At 68.0% G+C, this 18,275-nt stretch carries 15 protein-coding genes; 2 read left to right on the top strand and 13 right to left on the bottom strand.

Annotation, left to right across the window (positions count from 1 at the left end; genetic code table 11):
* Window positions 1-3: 3 nt before the first annotated feature.
* The 10 genes from BKK79_RS01395 to BKK79_RS01350 all read right to left on the bottom strand — a co-directional run bounded on the left by BKK79_RS01395 (window position 4) and on the right by BKK79_RS01350 (window position 11,580).
* On the bottom strand, window positions 4-846 hold the full coding sequence (locus BKK79_RS01395; RefSeq protein ID WP_071012858.1) for a class II aldolase/adducin family protein: 843 nt from the start codon (window positions 844-846) through the stop codon (window positions 4-6).
* A gap of 86 nt (window positions 847-932) precedes the next feature.
* On the bottom strand, window positions 933-1,943 hold the full coding sequence (locus BKK79_RS01390) for an NADP-dependent oxidoreductase (protein ID WP_071012860.1): 1,011 nt from the start codon (window positions 1,941-1,943) through the stop codon (window positions 933-935).
* A 72-nt stretch (window positions 1,944-2,015) separates the two neighbouring features.
* Complete coding sequence (locus tag BKK79_RS01385) at window positions 2,016-3,314, bottom strand: serine hydrolase domain-containing protein (RefSeq protein WP_232346332.1); 1,299 nt, start codon at window positions 3,312-3,314, stop codon at window positions 2,016-2,018.
* A gap of 258 nt (window positions 3,315-3,572) precedes the next feature.
* Window positions 3,573-4,010, bottom strand: coding sequence for a PaaI family thioesterase (locus BKK79_RS01380; RefSeq protein ID WP_071012861.1), 438 nt, complete (start codon window positions 4,008-4,010; stop codon window positions 3,573-3,575).
* 89 nt (window positions 4,011-4,099) lie between these two features.
* Entirely contained in the window at window positions 4,100-4,882 is a 783-nt protein-coding gene (locus BKK79_RS01375; RefSeq protein WP_071036902.1) for an SDR family oxidoreductase, read from the bottom strand.
* 99 nt (window positions 4,883-4,981) lie between these two features.
* Window positions 4,982-6,844, bottom strand: coding sequence for an acyl-CoA dehydrogenase (locus tag BKK79_RS01370; protein WP_071036901.1), 1,863 nt, complete (start codon window positions 6,842-6,844; stop codon window positions 4,982-4,984).
* 197 nt (window positions 6,845-7,041) lie between these two features.
* Window positions 7,042-7,476: a PaaI family thioesterase gene (locus BKK79_RS01365; protein ID WP_231907909.1), complete on the bottom strand. Its 435-nt coding sequence runs from the start codon at window positions 7,474-7,476 to the stop codon at window positions 7,042-7,044.
* Window positions 7,476-8,654: an acetyl-CoA C-acyltransferase gene (locus tag BKK79_RS01360; RefSeq protein WP_071012866.1), complete on the bottom strand. Its 1,179-nt coding sequence runs from the start codon at window positions 8,652-8,654 to the stop codon at window positions 7,476-7,478. Before BKK79_RS01360 ends, BKK79_RS01365 begins: the two co-directional genes overlap by 1 nt.
* Window positions 8,655-8,727: 73 nt before the next feature.
* On the bottom strand, window positions 8,728-9,423 hold the full coding sequence (gene pncA / locus BKK79_RS01355) for a bifunctional nicotinamidase/pyrazinamidase (RefSeq protein WP_071036900.1): 696 nt from the start codon (window positions 9,421-9,423) through the stop codon (window positions 8,728-8,730).
* 75 nt (window positions 9,424-9,498) lie between these two features.
* On the bottom strand, window positions 9,499-11,580 hold the full coding sequence (locus tag BKK79_RS01350) for a 3-hydroxyacyl-CoA dehydrogenase NAD-binding domain-containing protein (RefSeq protein WP_071036899.1): 2,082 nt from the start codon (window positions 11,578-11,580) through the stop codon (window positions 9,499-9,501).
* Window positions 11,581-12,090: 510 nt separating this feature from the next.
* On the opposite strand from BKK79_RS01350, the gene BKK79_RS01345 reads away from it, so the two are divergent.
* Window positions 12,091-13,677 (top strand): amino acid permease, encoded by a 1,587-nt coding sequence (locus BKK79_RS01345; protein WP_083384068.1) that lies wholly within the window; start codon window positions 12,091-12,093, stop codon window positions 13,675-13,677.
* Between the two features lie 123 nt (window positions 13,678-13,800).
* Complete coding sequence (locus BKK79_RS01340) at window positions 13,801-15,156, top strand: esterase-like activity of phytase family protein (protein ID WP_071036898.1); 1,356 nt, start codon at window positions 13,801-13,803, stop codon at window positions 15,154-15,156.
* 320 nt (window positions 15,157-15,476) lie between these two features.
* Here the strand turns inward: BKK79_RS01340 and BKK79_RS01335 are convergent, their stop codons facing one another.
* From BKK79_RS01335 to BKK79_RS01325, 3 genes are read right to left on the bottom strand one after another with little or no spacing between them, the layout of a single operon-like run.
* Window positions 15,477-16,190: an ABC transporter ATP-binding protein gene (locus BKK79_RS01335; RefSeq protein WP_071036897.1), complete on the bottom strand. Its 714-nt coding sequence runs from the start codon at window positions 16,188-16,190 to the stop codon at window positions 15,477-15,479.
* Window positions 16,190-16,963: an ABC transporter ATP-binding protein gene (locus tag BKK79_RS01330; protein ID WP_071012874.1), complete on the bottom strand. Its 774-nt coding sequence runs from the start codon at window positions 16,961-16,963 to the stop codon at window positions 16,190-16,192. The genes BKK79_RS01335 and BKK79_RS01330 overlap by 1 nt, the downstream gene beginning before the upstream one ends.
* Window positions 16,960-18,273 carry a branched-chain amino acid ABC transporter permease gene (locus tag BKK79_RS01325; protein WP_071036896.1) on the bottom strand — a complete coding sequence of 438 codons (1,314 nt, stop codon included), beginning with the start codon at window positions 18,271-18,273 and terminating at the stop codon, window positions 16,960-16,962. The genes BKK79_RS01330 and BKK79_RS01325 overlap by 4 nt, the downstream gene beginning before the upstream one ends.
* Window positions 18,274-18,275: the final 2 nt, after the last annotated feature.

The following is an 18,275-nucleotide window of genomic DNA, read 5'->3' as shown; positions in this document are numbered from 1 at the left end:
GGCTCAGTCCAGCAGGTCCGGTTGTTCCTTGACGATGCGCGCATAGAGCGGCTGGAACTGGAACCAGCCCGCCTGCGACGTGCCGACGATGGAGTAGGCCTGGCGCGCGGCCGCGTCCGAGATCACCTTGAGCGGTGCATTGGTGCGCGCCGCGGCGGCCTCGGCCAGCAACTGCACCTGGCAGGAGCGCTCCATGGTGATGAACCACCAGGCCGCCTCGTCGACCGTCTTGCCGACGGTCAGCAGGCCGTGGTTCTGCAGGATCGCGGCCTTGTTCTGGCCGAGCGCGTTGGCGATGCGCTGGCCTTCGTCCAGTTCCACCACCACGCCGCCGAAATCGTCGTAGACGGCGTGGTCGTTGTAGAAGGCGCACACGTCCTGCGTGAGTGCGTCGAGCGGACGCCCCAGGGTGGACCAGGCGCGCCCGTAGGTGCTGTGCGAATGCGCGGCAGCCACCGCATCGGAGCGGGTCTGGTGCACACGCGAATGGATGGCGAAGGCGGCCGCGTTGACCGGGTAATCGCCCTCCACCACATTGCCGTGGTGATCGCAGCGGATCAGGTTGGAGACCTTGACCTGGCTGAAGTGCACGCCGAAGGGATTGACCCAGAACGTGTCGGTGAACTCGGGATCGCGCGCGGTGATGTGGCCGGCCACGCCCTCGTCGAAGCCGAAGCGCGAGAACAGCCGGAAGGCCGCCGCCAGGCGCTGCTTGCGGTGCAGGCGTTCCTCGGCAGCGGTGGCGAACTGCGGCGGGCGCGGCAGCATGCGGTAGCGCGCCTTGATCTCTTCCGACAGGCCGGCGGCCATCTCATCATCCCTGGCGGGCATGGCAGGTGCATTCATAGGGTGTCTCCTCTTGTTGTCCGGGCCGCGTGCGCGGCCTCCTGTGCCTGGCATGCGGGGCGGCGCGGCCGCCCCGGCGCGCCGGCTTACACCAGCTTGACCAGCTGCTTGCCGAAGTTCTTGCCCTTGAGCAGGCCCATGAAGGCCTCCGGCGCGCTGGCCAGGCCCTGCGCCACGGTCTCGCGGAACTTGATCTTGCCCTGGGCCACGCCCGCGCCCAATTCCTGCAGCGCCTGCGGCCAGAACTCCATGTGCTCGGAGACGATGAAGCCCTCCACCGTCAGGCGCGAGACCAGGATCAGCTGCGGATTCTTCAGCGGCAGCGGCTGGCCATCGTAGCCGGCGATCATGCCGCACACGGCGATGCGGCCGAACGGGTTCATGCGCGACAGCACCACGTCGAGCACGTCGCCGCCGACGTTCTCGAAGTAGCCGTCGATGCCGTCGGGCGTGGCCTCCTTCAGCATCATGTACAGCTCCTTGGCATCCTTCGCCGCCTTGTAGTCGACGCAGGCATCGAAGCCGAGTTCATTGACCACGTAGTCGCACTTGTCCTTGCCGCCCGCCACGCCGACCGCGCGGCAGCCCTTGAGCTTGGCCAGCTGGCCGACCACGCTGCCGACCGCGCCCGAGGCGGCGCTGACCACCACGGTCTGGCCGGCCTTGGGCTTGATGATCTGGTTGAGGCCGTACCAGCCGGTGACGCCGGGCATGCCCACCGAGCCGAGGTAGGCCGACAGCGGGATGTGGGTGGTGTCGACCTTCTGGATGCCGGTGCCGTCGCTGACGCCCATTTCCTGCCAGCCGAACATGCCCACCACCTTGTCGCCGGCGCTGAACTTCGGGTTCTTGCTGGCCACCACTTCGCCCACCGTGCCGCCGATCATCACTTCGCCGAGCGGCTGCGGCACCGCATAGGACTTGCTCTCGTTCATGCGCCCGCGCATGTACGGATCCAGCGACAGATAGTGGTTGCGCACCAGCACCTGGCCGTCGGCCAGCTCGGGCACCGGCACGGTCTCGAGGCGGAAGTTGTCCGGCGTCACCGCGCCGGTCGGTCGGGAAGCCAGCACGATGCGTTGGTAGGTCTGCGACATATTCATTTCCTTTCAGGGGAATAGACAGGATAGGACAACGACGGGCCGCCGCGTCCGTCTCCTGCCGCCATTTCACTGCTGCTTCATCAGTTCTTGTGCCAGCGCGCGGAAGGCCGGCAGCGTGACCGGGTCGTTGGCGCCATTGGCCGCGATCGGGTGCGAGGCATAGCGCACAATCGTCATCTGCGCCTTGGGATCGACGTAGATGGCCTGGCCGTGGATGCCGCGCGCCTCGAACGCGCCGTGGTCGTCGTTGGCCACCCACCACATATTGCGGTAGCTCCAGCCCGGCAGCGTGGCATAGCCTGCCTTGGCGAACTTGGCCGGATCGCCGCCGCGGCGGATATCCGCCACCACCGCGGCCGGGATGATCTGGCGGCCGTTGAAGCGGCCGTCGTTGCGCATGGTCTCGCCGAAGCGGGCCAGGTCGCGCAGCGCCGTGTTCAGGCCGCCGCCGCCGGATTCGTTGCCGATGCTGTCGACGATGAAATAGGCATCCTGCTCGGCGCCCATCGGTTGCCAGATGCGCTCCGACAGCACGGTCGACAGGTTCTGTCCGCTGACCCGCTTGACGATCCACGCCAGCAGCTCGGCATTGACCGTCTTGTAGGCGAAGGCGGCGTCATGCTCGCCGTCCTTCTGCAGCGTCTTCAGGAAGGCATAAAAATCCTTCGGGCCGGCGTAGTCGGCCGGGCGCGGGATCATGCCGCCCGCGCGCGAGTAATCCCAGATCTCGGCCTTGGGATCGGCGTAGTTTTCCGAGTACTTGACGCCGACGGTCATGTCCATGACCTCGCGCACCGTGGCATCGCCATAGGCGGTACCCGCCATCTCCGGCAGGTAGCGCGTGACCGGCGCCGACGGATCGAGCTTGCCTTCGGCGGCCAGCATCGCCGCCAGCGTGCCGACGAAGGACTTGGTGACCGACATGGCGATGTGCTGCGTGTGGTCGTCCAGCGCGCCGAAGTACTTTTCGTAGATGACCTTGCCCTTGTGCATCACCAGGATGCCGTCGGTATAGGTCAGCGCCAGCATCTCGGCGAAGGTGTGGCGCTGTCCGTTGGCATCGGTGTACGGCACCTGGCCGATATCGCGCGGCGCGTGCGGCAGCGCGCTGGGCGCGCCGCGCCCGCGCCAGACCGCCGCGGTCGGCATCAGCTGGCGCACGTGGGAGAAGGTCCAGCGGGTGACCGGGAAGCGGTTGCTGGCGAGGTCGAAGCGGATGATCTTGTCCGGCGCCGGCGGAAAGCCCTGCATCCAGCCCAGCGCGAGCGGATCGCTGTCGGCCGCGCTGGCGAAGGTCGGTCCGGCCGGCGCGGTGGCGGCGGAGGCGGGTTGGGCAGCGGTCTGCGCCTGCGCCGGATGGTTCATGGCAATCACTCCCGCGCCAGCCAGTGCCAGCGTGCTCAAGGTATGCGAAAAACGACCGCCGCGGCGCTTGCCGCGCTGGCTGCTCGTCATCTTGTCTCCTCCGTGCGTGTGCAATCGGATCGTTGTGTTTGTTGTACCGCTTGTTTTTATTGTGCTGCTGCTGGTGCTGCTGGTGCTGCTGGTGCTGCTGGTGCGTGCCGGACTGCCGGTGGCGGCCCTGCTTGTCCCGCAGGTGCCGCCCGTCCTCCCCGCCCGGCGTCAGCCGTCGCCGCCCGGCTCCTCGGCACGCGGGCGCTGCGGCGGCTTGCGCTTGACATACTTGAAGGTGCCCGAGCCGCGCGACACCGTCTTGCCTTCGCCGTCGACGATCTCCGCCTCGCAGAAGGCCATGGTCGCGGTGCGGTGCACGCACAGGCCGCGCGCGGTCAGCTTGCCGCGCCCCGGCGCCATGAAGCTGGTCTTCATCTCGATGGTCACGACGCCGCGGTCCTCGCTGTCGGCCGAGCGGCCGGCCATCGCCATGGCGACGTCCAGCAACGTCATCAGCACGCCGCCGTGGGCCATCTCGAGGCTGTTCTCGTGGTGGGGGCGCAGGTCGAGTTCGATCTCGCTGCGTCCCTCGCCGAACTGGTTGCACAGTACGCCGAGGGAGGCGAGGAAGGGAATCTGGATGGGAAAGCCGTTCTTCTGGGTCATGGTCCTACGTGTGGCGAAAAACAGGGGGGCGCCTTGGCGCACCGCTATTAGAACCCATTCCGGTGGCGCAAAGCGCGCTCAGACCGCGCTCAGACCGCGCTGACGCCGCCATCCACCGCCAGGATCTGCCCGGTGATGTGCTTGCCCGCCTGGCTGGCGAACAGCACGGCCGCGCCCTTCAGGTCCTCGTCGTCGCCGAGCCGGTGCAGCGGCACGCCGGCGCACATGGCGTCGACGCCCAGCCGCTCCAGCGAGCCCTTGGTCATCTTGGAGGGGAAGAAGCCCGGCGCCAGCGCGTTGACGGTGATGTTGTGCTCGCCCCACTCGCCGGCCAGGGTGCGCGTGAAGTTGACCACCGCGCCCTTGGAGGTGTTGTAGGCGATGGTCTCCATCGAGCCCGGCGGGTTGCCGGCCAGGCCGGCGATCGAGGCCACGTTGATGATGCGGCCATGGCGGCGCGGGATCATCGACAGCTTGCCGATGCGCTGGGTCAGCAGGAACAGGCCGCGGATATTCAGGTTCATCACCTTGTCCCAGGCCTCGACGGGATGGTCTTCGGCCGGTGCGCCCCAGGTCGCGCCGGCATTGTTGACCAGGATGTCGACGTGGCCCAGGCGGGCCAGCGCTTCGTCGGCCAGGCGCGCGATCTCGGCTTCCTGCGCGCCGTCGGCGGCGATCCAGTCGGCCTCGATGCCGCGTGCCTTCAGGTGGGCCTGTGCCGCCTGCAGTTCATCGGTCTTGCGTGCCGACAGCACCACGCGGGCGCCCTGCTCGCCCAGTGCCTCGGCGATCTGCAGGCCCAGGCCGCGCGAGCCGCCAGTGATCAGGGCGGTACGCCCGCTGAGGTCGAACAGTTCCTTCACGGTACTCATGGTCTTGTCTCCGCTGCTTGCTCAGGCGCGCTCCGGCGCGCCGTGTGGTTCGTCTTGAGTTCGTGTGGGGGGCTCGTATGCCGCCCCGGCCCGGTCCGCTCAGAACCAGGCGTCCTGCATGTCCAGCGTGGTGCGGTCCAGCGAGGCCAGCAGGTCGAGCTGCGGCCCTACCTTGGGCAGTTCCCATTGGAAGAAATAGGCGGCCGCGGCCAGCTTGCCGCGGTAGAAGTCCTGCTCCTGCGCGCTGGCGCCTGCGGCCAGGGCCGCCTGGGCGATCAGCGCTTGCTCCAGCCAGATCCAGGCCACCACTACGTGGCCGAAGGCCTCCAGGTAGACCGAGGCATTGGCCAGCGTCACGTTGGGATCGCCCGCCGCCCACAGGGCCTGCGTGACCTCCGCCAGGCGCGCGGCAGCCTTGCCCAGCGCCTTCCCCTGCGCCGCCAGCGCGGCGTCGCCGCTGGCCTGCGCGCGGCCGATGGTGGCCGTCAGTTCCTGGGCCAGCGTCTTGAAGGCGGCGCCGTCCTTCATCACCACCTTGCGGCCCAGCAGGTCCAGGCCCTGGATGCCGTGCGTGCCCTCGTGGATCGGATTGAGGCGGTTGTCGCGGTAGAACTGCTCGACGTTGTATTCGCGCGTGTAGCCGTAGCCGCCGTGCACCTGGATGGCCAGGCTGTTGGCTTCCAGGCACCATTGCGAGGGCCAGCTCTTGGCGATCGGCGTGAGGATGTCCAGCAGCAGCGCCAGGCGTCCGTGCGCGGCGGCGTCGCCGGCCGCGGCGGCGGCACGCTCGCGGTCGACCAGCTGCGCGCAGTACAGGTTCAGCGCCAGGCCGCCTTCCACGTAGCTCTTCTGCGCCAGCAGCATGCGGCGGATGTCGGCATGCTCGACCAGGCGCACCTGCGGGCTGGCCGGATCCTTGCCGCCGGGGCCGACGGGGCGGCCTTGCGGGCGGTTGCGGGCATAGTCCAGCGCATGCAGGTAGCCGGTGTAGCCCAGCATCACCGCGCCCAGGCCGACGCCGATGCGGGCCTCGTTCATCATGTGGAACATGCAGGCCAGGCCCTGGTGGGGCTCGCCGACCAGGTAGCCGATGGCGCCGGCCTTGCCGGCCGGGCGGTAGCGGGTGCCTTCGCCGAAGTTGAGCAGGCAGTTGGTGGTGCCGCGGTAGCCCATCTTGTGGTTCAGGCCGGCCAGCGCCACGTCGTTGTGCTCGCCAAGCGAACCGTCGGGGTTGACCAGGTACTTCGGCACGATGAACAGCGAGATGCCCTTGACGCCGGGGATCAGCTTGCCGTCCGGGCCCGGGATCTTGGCCAGCACCAGGTGCACGATGTTGTCGGACAGTTCGTGCTCGCCGGCCGAGATCCACATCTTGTTGCCGCGCAGGCGGTACTGCGCGCCCAGCGGCGACTCGCCCTCGTAGTCGGCACGCGTGGTGATGTCGGACAGCGAGGAACCGGCCTGCGGTTCGGACAGGCACATGGTGCCGAAGAAGCGCCCGTCCAGTTCCGGCTTGACGAAGGTGTCGATCTGCGCCGGCGTGCCGTGCGCCATCAGCAGGTTGGCGTTGCCGATGGTCAGGAAAGGATAGGAGCTGGTGCCGACGTTGGCGCCCTTGAAGTAGGCGAAACCGGCCTTCTCCACCACCACCGGCAGCTGCATGCCGCCCAGTTCGAAGTCCTGTCCGGCGGCCATCAGGCCGGCCTCGCAGAAGGCCTTCAGCGCGGTCGAGACCTCGGGAATGATGGTGACCTTGTCGCCGTCGAACTCGGGCTCGTGCTGGTCGTTCTTCTTGTTGTGCGGCGCGAACAGGTCGGTGGCGATCTTCTCGCAGGTGTCGAGCGCGGCGTCGAAGGTCTCGCGGCTGTGCTCGGCATAGCGGGGAATGCGGGACAGTTCCTCGACCCGCAGCCATTCATACAGCAGGAAATTCAGGTCTCGGCGGGATAGGATCAGCGACATGGCAGGATACGGCTCCCAGACGGATGGGTGGGAAATACGAATGCGCGCGGCGCACGGGGCACCGCGCCAGTCTCCGGACCGGCGCGCCGGGATGGCTGGCCGGTTCTCTGTATTGGATCGTTGCCGGACCGGGCCTTGCCCGGTTCAGCGGGTCTGCAGTGGAAAAAAGGCGCTTGCGCGCCCTTCGTCCGTGTCGATCAAGCCGCCTCGCCCAGCCTGGCGATGGTGCCCTGCGCCACCGCGCAGAGCTTCTCCTCGCCATCCTTGACGACGAACACGTCGCAGCGCACCACCGCCTGCTGGCGGCCGTGGCTGACGCATTCGGCGCGCGCGACCAGCAAATCGCCGATCGCGGGACGTACGTAATTGATCTTGAACTCCGAGGTCACCACGGGCGCCGCCATGGCCGCGCCGCCCGCATAGGTCAGCGCGTTGTCGGCCAGGTAGCTGACCACGCCACCGTGGGCGAAGCCGTGCTGCTGGCGCAGCGCCTGCCGCAGCGGCAGGCGCAGCTCGGCCCGCCCCGGCGACATCGCCGCCAGCTCGGCCCCCAGCAGCACCGAGAAGGGCTGGTCCGCCAGCACCTCCCGGCCCCAGGCCAGCATCGCGTCCGCGGTGGCCGGCGCTCCCATCAGAGCACTTCGAACAGCCCGGCCGCGCCCTGGCCGCCGCCGATGCACATGGTCACCACCACGTACTTGACGCCGCGGCGCTTGCCTTCGATCAGCGCGTGGCCGACCAGGCGGGCGCCCGACACGCCGTAGGGGTGGCCCACCGCGATGGCGCCGCCGTTGACGTTCAGGCGGTCCATCGGGATGCCCAGCGTGTCGGCGCAGTACAGCACCTGCACGGCGAAGGCTTCGTTCAGCTCCCACAGGCCGATGTCGTCGACCTTCAGGCCAGCCTTCTTCAGCAGCTTGGGCACCGCGAAGACGGGGCCGATGCCCATTTCATCGGGCTCGCAGCCAGCCACGGCGAAGCCGCGGAACACGCCCAGCGGCTGCAGGCCCTTGGCCGCCGCCACGCGGGCATTCATCACCACCGCCGCCGAGGCGCCGTCGGAGAACTGCGAGGCGTTGCCGGCGGTGACCACGCCACCGGGCACGGCGGTGCGGATCTTGGCCACGCCTTCCAGCGTGGTGTCGCCGCGGATGCCCTCGTCGGCCGAGATGGTGACTTCCTTGGTGACGAGCTGGCCGGTGGCCTTGTCGGCCACGCCGGCGAGCACGGTCATCGGCACGATCTCATCCAGGAACTTGCCGGCTTCCAGCGCCGCGAAGGCACGCTGCTGGCTGCGCACGCCGTACTCGTCCTGGCGCTCCTTCGAGATGTTGTAGCGCTTGGCCACGTTCTCGGCGGTCTGCAGCATGTTCCAGTAGATTTCCGGCTTGTTCTTCGTCAGCCAGCTTTCCTGGACCATGTGGCGGTTCATTTCCTGCTGCACGCAGGAGATGCTCTCCACGCCGCCGGCGACGAAGATGTCACCCTCATCGGCGATCACGCGCTGCGCGGCCATGGCGATGGTCTGCAGGCCGGACGAGCAGAAGCGGTTGACGGTGGCACCGGGCACGGTCACCGGGCAGCCGGCGCGCAGCGCGATCTGGCGGGCGATGTTGGCGCCGGTGGCGCCTTCCGGGTTGGCGCAGCCCATCAGGATGTCTTCCACCTCGCCCGCCTCGATCTTGGCGCGCTCGATGGCGTGCTTGACGGCGTGGCCGCCCAGGGTGGCGCCGTGGGTCATGTTGAAAGCACCCTTCCAGCTCTTGGCCAGGCCGGTCCGTGCGGTCGAAACGATCACTGCCTCGTTCATGTCTTGCTCCTCGGTATCTCTTGGTGTCTTGCGGTATGCGGTTGGCGCGTCGGTTTGCGCATCGGTCTATGCATCAATGGGCCGGACCGGGCCGGGCTGGCTGCGGCAAGGCATCGGACTGGGCGCGCACCACGCCGGCCGCCGCCATCTGCTGCCAGGCGCTCGCCAGCGAGCCCTGCAGGTCGATGGCACGGCAGGCATCCTCGACGACGACCGCCTCGAAACCGGCGGCACGCGCATCGAGCGCGCTCCAGGCCACGCAGAAGTCCGTGGCCAGCCCCACGCAGAACACGCGCCTCACGCCCTGCTCGCGCAGGTAGCCGGCCAGGCCGGTGCGGGTGGCACGGTCCGCCTCCAGGAAGGCGGAGTAGCTGTCCACCTGCCGCTGGCAGCCCTTGCGGACCACCAGCCGTGCGTGCGGTATCGCCAGTCCTGCGTGCAGCGCGGCGCCCGGCGTGTCCTGCACGCAGTGCACCGGCCACAGCACCTGCTCGCCATATGGCAGCGGCAGCGTCTGGAACGGCTGGGCGCCGGCGTGGTTGGCGGCGAACGACACATGGTCGCCCGGATGCCAGTCCTGCGTCAGCACCACCTGCGCGAAGCGGCGCGCCAGCCGGTTGACCACGGGCACGACCTCGTCGCCATGCGGCACGGCAAGCGCGCCGCCCGGCATGAAGTCGTTCTGCACGTCGATCACCAGCAGGCAATCACCGGGGCCGTATTCGAAGCCGTCTTCGAATACATTGCCGGCCCCCTTCGCGGTATCCATCTCGCTGCCCTTCCTTGCCGCCGGCCGCCCGGCGCGCGGGGAGTCCCCGCACGCACCCGGACGCGCCAGCCGCGCTCAGTCGTTAAAGCCCTTGCCTTCGGCCGCCAGCTTCTTCAGCAGCGGCGCTGCCTGCCACGCTTCGCCGTGATAGCCCTTGGCATAGCGGGCCATCGCCAGCGCGACGTTGTACAGGCCGACCTGGTCGGCGTACAGCATCGGGCCGCCGCGGAACAGCGGGAAGCCGTAGCCGGTCAGGTAGACCATGTCGATGTCCGAGGCCTTGGAAGCGATACCCTCTTCCAGGATCTTGGCACCCTCGTTGACCAGCGCGAACACCAGGCGCTCGACGATCTCCTCGTCGGAGATCTTGCGGCGGGTGATACCCAGGTCCTTGGAGTGCTGCACGATCATGTCGTTGACCTGCTGGTTCGGGTACGGCTTGCGGTCGCCCGCCTTGTAGTCGTACCAGCCCGCACCGGTCTTCTGGCCGAAGCGACCCATCTCGCACAGCAGGTCGGCGGTCTTCGAGTACTGGATGTCCGGCTTGTCCACGGCGCGGCGCTTGCGGATGGCCCAGCCGATGTCGTTGCCGGCCAGGTCACCCATGCGGAACGGGCCCATGGCGAAGCCGAACTTCTCGATGGCCTTGTCGACCTGCTCGGGCAGCGCACCCTCGTCGAGCAGGTAGCCGGCCTGGCGGCTGTATTGCTCGATCATGCGGTTGCCGATGAAGCCGTCGCACACGCCCGACACCACCGCGGTCTTCTTGATCTTCTTGGCGACCTGCATGACCGTGGCCAGCACGTCCTTGGCGGTCTTGGCACCGCGCACCACTTCCAGCAGCTTCATCACGTTGGCCGGGCTGAAGAAGTGCATGCCGACCACGTCCTGCGGGCGCTTGGTGAAGGATGCGATCTTGTCGACGTCCAGCGTCGAGGTGTTCGAGGCCAGGATGGCGCCTTGCTTGACGACTTCATCCAGCTTCTTGAACACGGTTTCCTTGACGCCCATCTCTTCGAACACGGCCTCGATCACGAGGTCAGCGTCCTTGATGTCGTCATAGGTCAGGGTGGTGGTCAGCAGGCCCATGCGCTGCTCGACCTTCTCCTGCGTCAGCTTGCCCTTCTTGGCGCTGTTCTCGTAGTTGCGGCGGATGGTGGCCACACCACGCTCCAGCGCGTCAGCCTTCATTTCCAGCATCGTGACGGGGATGCCGGCGTTCAGGAAGTTCATGGTGATGCCGCCGCCCATGGTACCGGCGCCGATCACCGCGACCTTCTCGATCTTGCGGATCGGCGTGTCGGACGGCACATCGGGGATCTTGCTGGCGGCACGCTCGCCGAAGAAGGCATGGCGCAGCGCGCGCGACTCCGGCGTGCCGACCAGGAACATGAAGCCTTCGCGCTCGGCCTTCAGGCCGGCCTCGAAGGGCTTGAGCGAGGCCGCCACGGCTTCCAGGCACTTGACCGGCGCCGGGAAGTTCTTGGCCATCGCGGTGACGGTGTTGCGGGCGAAGCCCAGGTAGCCTTCCGGGTTCTCGTGCTTGACCTTCAGGTCGCGCACCTTCGGGTAGGGGCCGGGCGCGGCCGCGGCGTTCCTGGCGAACTGGACGGCGGCAGGCAGGACATCCCCTTCCACGATCTCGTCGAACAGCTTGGTGCCGGCGAACTTCTCGCTGGGCACGGCAGCGCCCGAGACGATCATATTGGCGGCGGCCTCCAGGCCGATCACGCGCGGCAGGCGCTGCGTGCCGCCGGCGCCGGGCAGCAGGCCCAGCTTGACTTCCGGCAGCGCAATCTGCGCGCCCTTCGCGGCCACGCGGTAGTTACAGCCCAGCGCCAGTTCCAGGCCGCCGCCCATGGCGACGGAGTGGACAGCGGCGACCACCGGCTTGGTCGAACCCTCGATCACGCGGATCACCGAATGCAGGGTCGGCTCCTGGGTCGCCTTCGGCGTATTGAACTCGCGGATGTCCGCACCGCCCGAGAAAGCCTTGCCGGCGCCAGTGATGACGATGGCCTTGACGGCCGCATCATCCAGCGCACGGGTCATGCCTTCGACGATACCGAGCCGGGTGCTGTAACCCAGGCCATTGACGGGGGGATTGTCGAGCGTGATGACGGCTACGCCGTCCTGAACCTGATACTGCGCTGTCATGCTGGTTCCTTTGGTGTCTTGAAGGTTGTCTCGGGATTCGAATTCTCGAATTATTGTTTTACCGCCTGCCGCCCCCAACGGTGGCGCGTCCTGCCATCCGTTCCCGGCGCGCTGCGCGCATGCCTCGCAGAGGCGCCGCCGGGCGGCCTCCCATCGTCCCTCAGGGCGACGAGCGAGACAAGCATACACAAAATAGCACGGTCGTTCAATTTCATTTTCTGCGGCCTGGAAGCCGCTATTCGCGGAGTTCATGGCTGCCTGCGGCGCCGTGCATGCGGCGGCGGGAAAGCCGCCTGGAACTGTGGCCACGATGTCCTATCGGGCACTTCCTGCGCCCCGGGATCGCATTCGAGGCCGCCCTCTAGTCTCCGTGGCCCGATATTTGCCGGGTTGGCGGGCCCGCTCTCGCCCAAGGACTCCAGGACAGGGTAGACTCGCGCCTTTCCGAATCGACGCCCCACCCGCGCGCCAGCCCACGAAGCCGGCCCGACCGGCCGGGGCCGCCACTTGATGTCGTCCCGCCGTTCTTTCCCCTCCGCACCCGACGCCACCGCCTCGGCCCCCGCATCCCTTGCCCCGGCCACCGGCCTGGCCGGCACTCAGGCCGAAGACCTGCACCGCACCCTCAAGGCCCGCCACCTGACCATGATCGCCCTGGGCGGCGCCATCGGCACCGGCCTGTTCGTCGCCTCCGGCGCTTCGATCGCCCAGGCCGGGCCGGGCGGCGCCCTGCTGATGTACGCCCTGATCGGGCTGATGGTCTACTGCCTGATGACCAGTCTCGGCGAGATGGCGGTCCACATGCCGGTGGCCGGCTCCTTCGTCACCTACAGCGGGCTCTATGTCGAGGAAGGCTTCGCCTTCGCGCTGGGCTGGAGCTACTGGTTCAACCTCGCCGTCACCATCGCGGTGGAGCTGGCCGCCGCCCAGATGGTCATGCTGTACTGGTTCCCCGACGTACCGGGCGTGGCCTGGAGCGCCGGCTTCCTGGTCCTGATGCTTGCGATCAACGCTTTCTCGGCGCGCGGCTTCGGCGAGTCCGAATACTGGTTCGCCCTGATCAAGGTGGCCACCGTGGTGATCTTCCTCGCGATCGGCTCGCTGATGATCTTCGGCATCCTGCACGGCGGCCCGCAGTCGGGATGGCACAACTTCACCGTGGGCGAGGCGCCCTTCGTCGGCGGCCTGCCGGCGATGTTCGGCGTGGCCATGATCGCCGGCTTCTCTTTCCAGGGCACCGAGACGGTGGCGGTCGCCGCCGGCGAGGCGGCCGATCCGGCCCGCACCATCCCTCGCGCGATCCGGCAGACCTTCTGGCGCATCCTGCTGTTCTATGTGCTGGCCATCCTGATCATCGGCGTGCTGATTCCCTACACCGACCCCAACCTGCTGCGCAACGACGTCACCGACGTCGGCGTCAGCCCCTTCGCGCTGGTGTTCGGCCGCGCCGGGCTGGCCTTTGCCGCCGGGGTGATGAATGCCGTGGTGCTGACCGCGCTGCTGTCGGCCGGCACCTCCAGCATGTACGCCTCCACCCGCATCCTGTACGGCATGGCGGTCAGCGGCCGCGCCCCGCGCGCCTTCGCCCGCCTGACGCCGCACGGCGTGCCGCGCAATGCCCTGCTCGCCACCACGGCGGTGGGCGCGCTGTGCTTCCTCAGCTCGCTGTTCGGCGACAAGGTCGTCTATATGTGGTTGCTGAACACCTCGGGCATGACCGGCTTCTTCGCCTGGCTGGGCATCGCCGTCAGCCACTACCGCTTCCGCCGCGGACTGGTGCGGCAGGGCTACGACCTGGGCCGGCTGGCCTACCGTTCGCCGCTGTTCCCGTTCGGCCCGCTGTTCGCCGGCGCGCTGTGCCTGGTGATCGTACTGGGACAGAACTACCAGGCGTTCTCCGACGTGCGCGCGCACTGGGGCGAGATCCTGGCCACCTATATCGGTGTACCGGTGTTCCTGGCGCTGTGGCTGGGCTACCGCGCCGTGCGCAAGACCCGGCTGGTGGCCTATGGCGACATGCGCTTCCACCTGCCGCCGCCGGCCACCGCGGCAGGCGCGAAGGCGGGCGGCAGCGAAGCCCTGGCGGCAGCCGAGTAGGCCCGAGGGCGAGCGCGCACAGGCGGACCGGGCGCCGGGCGCAGATGCGGAGCCGGCGGATGTCATGCACGCGTCACACGGCTCGGGCATCGTGTGCGCCTCTCCATTGCCACGATCCCGCCCATGCGCCTGCTTCCGCTCGCCGCCGCCATCGCGCTGACCGCCTCGGCCTGGTCCGCGGCCGCCCAGACCCCGACACCCGCCTATCCCGCCACCCTCGCCGGCCACGCCGTGCTGCCGGCGCAGAGCTACATCCCCGCCCCCAAGGATGCGCCGGCCGACCTGCAGGTCAGCGGCAAGTTCACCACCGGCAGCCGCGTGGAAAAGGTCGGCAGCGTGGAGGGCCAGTCCAACGGCCGACCCACCGGCATTTCCCTGCCGTTCCAGGGCCAGCCGCTGCAAGGCCATTCGGGCATCAAGCACATGGCCGACGGCACCTTCTGGGTGCTGACCGACAACGGCGCGGGCAGCAAGGCCAACTCGCCGGACTTCATGCTCTACCTGAACCACTACAAGGTCGATTTCCAGAGCGGCAAGTTCCAGCGCCTGGCCACCGTCTTCCTGCATGATCCCGACAAGAAGGTGCCCTTCCGCATCGTCCATGAAGGCACCAGGCAGCGCTACCTGACCGGCTCGGACTTCGACACCGAGAGCTTCCAGTTCGCCGGCGGCTCACTGTGGATCGGCGACGAATTCGGGCCCTTCCTGATCCAGGCCGACCTCAAGGGCAAGGTGCTGGCGGTCTACGACACCCTGGTCGACGGCAAGGCGGTGCGCTCGCCCGACCACCCCGCCGTCACCACGCCGGGCGTACCCGGCGGCGCGGTCGATTTCCAGGTCAAGCGTTCCAAGGGCTTCGAAGGCATGGCCTCGTCGCCCGACGGCAGCCGCCTGTACGCGCTGCTGGAAGGGCCGCTGTGGAAGGCCGACGCCAAGGACTATGAGCGCCTCGACGGCAAGGAAGCGCTGCGCATCCTGGAATTCGACACCCAGGCGCGCAAGTGGACCGGCCGCTCCTGGCTGTATCCGCTGGAAGCCAACGGCAACGCCATCGGCGACTTCAATATGATCGATGCCGGCACCGGCATGATCATCGAGCGCGACAATGGTGAAGGCACCGCCGACAAGGCCTGCCCGCAAGGCCAGAAACGCAACGACTGCTTCGCCGACATCGCCCGCTTCAAGCGCGTCTACAAGATCGCGCTGGACGACAGCAACGCCGGCGGCGCCGTGCGCAAGATCGGCTACATCGACCTGCTGAACATCGCCGACCCCGGCAAGCTGGCGCGCAAGCCCCTCAACGAGGGCGTGCTCAAGTTCCCCTTCTTCACTATCGAGAATGTCGATGTGGTCGACGCCAGCCACATCGTGGTCGGCAACGACAACAACCTGCCGTTCTCCAGCAGCCGCGAGCCGAACAAGGCGGACGACAACGAGCTGGTGCTGCTGGAAGCCGGGGAATTCCTGAAGGCGAAGTAAGGAAGCCGGCTGCGCCAACCCCGATCGCCAAGCACACGGTCTTGGCTCCCTCTCCCCGCACGGGGAGAGGGTTGGGGAGAGGGGTGGTCTAGCAAGGCGCCACGCACGAACGAAGCCATCTGTGTTGTCCAGCACGACAAGGCCAAAACGAAGCCGATGGTGTCGTCCAGCACGTCGCCGCTCGCCAGCGCCTGCCCTCTCCCCCGGCCCCTCTCCCGCAAGCGGGAGAGGGGAGCAAACCAGCGGAGCAAACCAGGGGAGCAAACCGGCGGGAGCAATCCCGCGCGGCGCGAAGCCGATCGCGCCGCAGCCCCCTTCCCTTACACCTCCAGCCACTCCTTGCGCACCTGCGCATTGGCCTTCAACTCGGCGGGCGAGCCCTCGAACACGATGTGGCCGTGGCCCATCACGTAGACGCGCTGCGAGATGTCCAGCGCGATGGCCAGCTTCTGCTCGATCAACAGCACCGAGATGCCGCGCTCCTTGAGCGCCTTCAGGTACTCGCCCACCAGCGCCACGATCATCGGCGCCAGCCCCTCGGTCGGCTCATCGATCAGCACCAGGTCGGGGTCGCCCATCAGCGTGCGGCACAGCGTCAGCATCTGCTGCTCGCCGCCGGACAGCACGCCGGCGGCGGTGTGCTCGCGCTCCTTCAGGCGCGGGAACAGCCGGTACATGTCCTCAACAGTCCAGCGCGGCTTGGCCTGGCGCGGGTTGCGCTTCTCGCCCAGCAGCAGGTTCTGCCGCACCGTCAGCGTCGGGAAGATGTCGCGGTTCTCCGGCACGTAGCCCACGCCCAGGTGGGCGATCTCGAAGGTCCGCCGGCCGAGGATCTCCTCGTCGCGGAAACACACCGAGCCTTCGGCCCGCACCATGCCCAGGATGGCCTTGGCCAGGGTCGAGCGGCCCACGCCGTTGCGGCCCAGCAGCGCCACGATCTCACCTTCCTCCACGTGCAGGTCGACGCCATGCAGGATGTGGCTCTTGCCGTAGTAGGCGTGCAGGCCCTGCACGTTCAGCATGCGCTTGGCCATCAGTGCGCTCCTTCGGTGGCGGGTTCGTCCAGCGTCGTGCCCAGGTAGGCTTCCTTGACCTTGCGGTTGTTGCGGATGGCCTCCGGCGTATCGGTGGCGATCACCTCGCCGTAGACCAGCACCGAGATGCGGTCGGCCAGGCCGAACACCACGCTCATGTCGTGCTCCACCATCACCAGTGTCTTGCCCACGGTGACCTTGCGGATCAGCTCGACCGCGTGGTCGGACTCGGAGCGGCTCATGCCGGCGGTCGGCTCGTCGAGCAGGATCACCTCGGCGCCGCCGGCGATGGTGATGCCGATCTCCAGCGCGCGCTGCTCGGCATAGGTCAGCAGGCCGGCCTGGGTGTCGCGGCGGTGATGCAGGCCGATCAGCTCCAGCACCTCCTCGGCCCGCACGCGCGCGTCGCGCAGTTCCGACAGCCGGTGCCAGAACGAGTACTTGTAGCCGAGCGACCACAGCACGGCGCAGCGCAGGTTCTCGAACACCGACAGGCGGTGGAAGATATTGGTGATCTGGAAGCTGCGCGACAGCCCCATGCGGTTGATGACGAAGGGCTGCAGGCCGCCGATCTCCTGGCCGTTGAGCTGGACCGAGCCCGAGCTCGGGGCGAAGCGGCCCGAGATCAGGTTGAAGGTGGTCGACTTGCCGGCCCCGTTGGGGCCGATCAGCGCGTGCCGCTCGCCCTTCGGGATGCTCAGGTTGACGCCGCGGATGATCTCCGTCTGGCCGAATTTCTTGCGCACATCGCGCAGCTCGAGTGCCGCCGTCATGCCTTGCCTCCCGCGATTTCCATCTGCACCTTGTCCCACGCCGCGCGCACCTTGCCCGTCGCCACCCGCCACGCGAGCGCACCCACCAGCCAGATCGCGGCCGCCACCGCCCAGGGCGTGAAGGTGGCGGCATCGAAGCCGAAACCCGCCAGCATCATGTCGGTCCCGTTGGCGCTGTCGACCTGCAGCTTGTAGACCAGCTCCACCGTCAGGATCAGCGCGCACAGCAGCACCAGGCTGGCGGCGCCGGCCGCCGCGTACGACGGCAGCATGCGGCGCAGCTTGCCCTTGGCCAGCAGCGGCACCTGCATCGTCAGCAGGCTGGCGATGCCGCCCGGCACGAACATCACCATCAGCACGAAGAACAGGCCCAGGTAGAGCAGCCAGGCCTTGGTCAGGTCCGACAGCGCCACCGCGAACAGCACGAACACCACGGCGCCGATGACCGGCCCGAAGAAGACGCCCGCGCCGCCGATGAAGGCCGCCAGCAGCACGCCGCCGGAGCGCACCGCGCTGACGTTCTCGGCCGAGACGATCTCGAAGTTGATCACCGACAGGCCGCCGGCGATGCCGGCGAAGAAGGCCGACAGGATCACCACCAGGTAGCGCACGCGCTGCGTGTTGTAGCCGATGAACTCGACCCGCTCCGGGTTGTCGCGCACCGCGTTGGCGATGCGCCCCAGCGGGGTCTGCGTCCACGCGTACATGGCGGCCATCGACAGCAGGCACCACACGGCGATCAGGTAGTAGACCTGCCGCGCCGGGCCGTAGGTGATGCCCAGCACCGCGTCGCCGACCATGCGGTTGGTGGAGATGCCGCCCTCGCCGCCGAAGAAATCAGGGAACATCAGCGAGCTGGCGAACACCATCTCGCCGATGCCCATGGTGATCATGGCGAAGGTGGTGCCCGACTTCTTGGTGGTGACGTAGCCGAACAGCACGCCGAAGAAGGCGCCCGCCACGCCGCCCACCAGGGGCAGCAGCGAGACCGGCACCCACAGCTTGCCGGCGCCCGCCATATTAAGCACGTGCACGGCGATGAAGGCGCCCAGGCCCGAATACACGGCGTGGCCGAAGGACAGCATGCCGGTCTGGCCGAGCAGCATGTTGTACGACAGCGCGAAGATGATCATGATCCCCATCTGCGACAGCAGCGTGATGGCGAAGCCGCCGGGGAACAGCAGCGGCAGCACCGCCATCAGCAGCGCGGTCACGCCCCAGAGGATCCAGCGCGCCAGGTTCAGGGGGCGATAGCGCATGGTACGGCCGGTCCTGGCCGGCTCGCGGGGTTGTTGCATCGTCGACTCCATGG

Origin of the sequence: Cupriavidus sp. USMAA2-4, from assembly GCF_001854305.1 — a bacterium.
GTDB classification, from domain to species: domain Bacteria; phylum Pseudomonadota; class Gammaproteobacteria; order Burkholderiales; family Burkholderiaceae; genus Cupriavidus; species Cupriavidus malaysiensis.
The sequence above is the reverse complement of the archived record's forward strand: the minus strand, read 5'-3'. Positions and strand labels throughout refer to the sequence as shown.

Bases quoted from the DNA above. Each gene is read 5' to 3' on its own strand.
- BKK79_RS01395 (WP_071012858.1), bottom strand. From the start codon at position 846: ATGAATGCACCTGCCATGCCCGCCAGGGATGATGAGATGGCCGCCGGC.
- BKK79_RS01390 (WP_071012860.1), bottom strand. From the start codon at position 1,943: ATGTCGCAGACCTACCAACGCATCGTGCTGGCTTCCCGACCGACCGGC.
- BKK79_RS01385 (WP_232346332.1), bottom strand. From the start codon at position 3,314: ATGAACCATCCGGCGCAGGCGCAGACCGCTGCCCAACCCGCCTCCGCC.
- BKK79_RS01380 (WP_071012861.1), bottom strand. From the start codon at position 4,010: ATGACCCAGAAGAACGGCTTTCCCATCCAGATTCCCTTCCTCGCCTCC.
- BKK79_RS01375 (WP_071036902.1), bottom strand. From the start codon at position 4,882: ATGAGTACCGTGAAGGAACTGTTCGACCTCAGCGGGCGTACCGCCCTG.
- BKK79_RS01370 (WP_071036901.1), bottom strand. From the start codon at position 6,844: ATGTCGCTGATCCTATCCCGCCGAGACCTGAATTTCCTGCTGTATGAA.
- BKK79_RS01365 (WP_231907909.1), bottom strand. From the start codon at position 7,476: ATGGGAGCGCCGGCCACCGCGGACGCGATGCTGGCCTGGGGCCGGGAG.
- BKK79_RS01360 (WP_071012866.1), bottom strand. From the start codon at position 8,654: ATGAACGAGGCAGTGATCGTTTCGACCGCACGGACCGGCCTGGCCAAG.
- pncA (WP_071036900.1), bottom strand. From the start codon at position 9,423: ATGGATACCGCGAAGGGGGCCGGCAATGTATTCGAAGACGGCTTCGAA.
- BKK79_RS01350 (WP_071036899.1), bottom strand. From the start codon at position 11,580: ATGACAGCGCAGTATCAGGTTCAGGACGGCGTAGCCGTCATCACGCTC.
- BKK79_RS01345 (WP_083384068.1), top strand. From the start codon at position 12,091: ATGTCGTCCCGCCGTTCTTTCCCCTCCGCACCCGACGCCACCGCCTCG.
- BKK79_RS01340 (WP_071036898.1), top strand. From the start codon at position 13,801: ATGCGCCTGCTTCCGCTCGCCGCCGCCATCGCGCTGACCGCCTCGGCC.
- BKK79_RS01335 (WP_071036897.1), bottom strand. From the start codon at position 16,190: ATGGCCAAGCGCATGCTGAACGTGCAGGGCCTGCACGCCTACTACGGC.
- BKK79_RS01330 (WP_071012874.1), bottom strand. From the start codon at position 16,963: ATGACGGCGGCACTCGAGCTGCGCGATGTGCGCAAGAAATTCGGCCAG.
- BKK79_RS01325 (WP_071036896.1), bottom strand. From the start codon at position 18,273: ATGGAGTCGACGATGCAACAACCCCGCGAGCCGGCCAGGACCGGCCGT.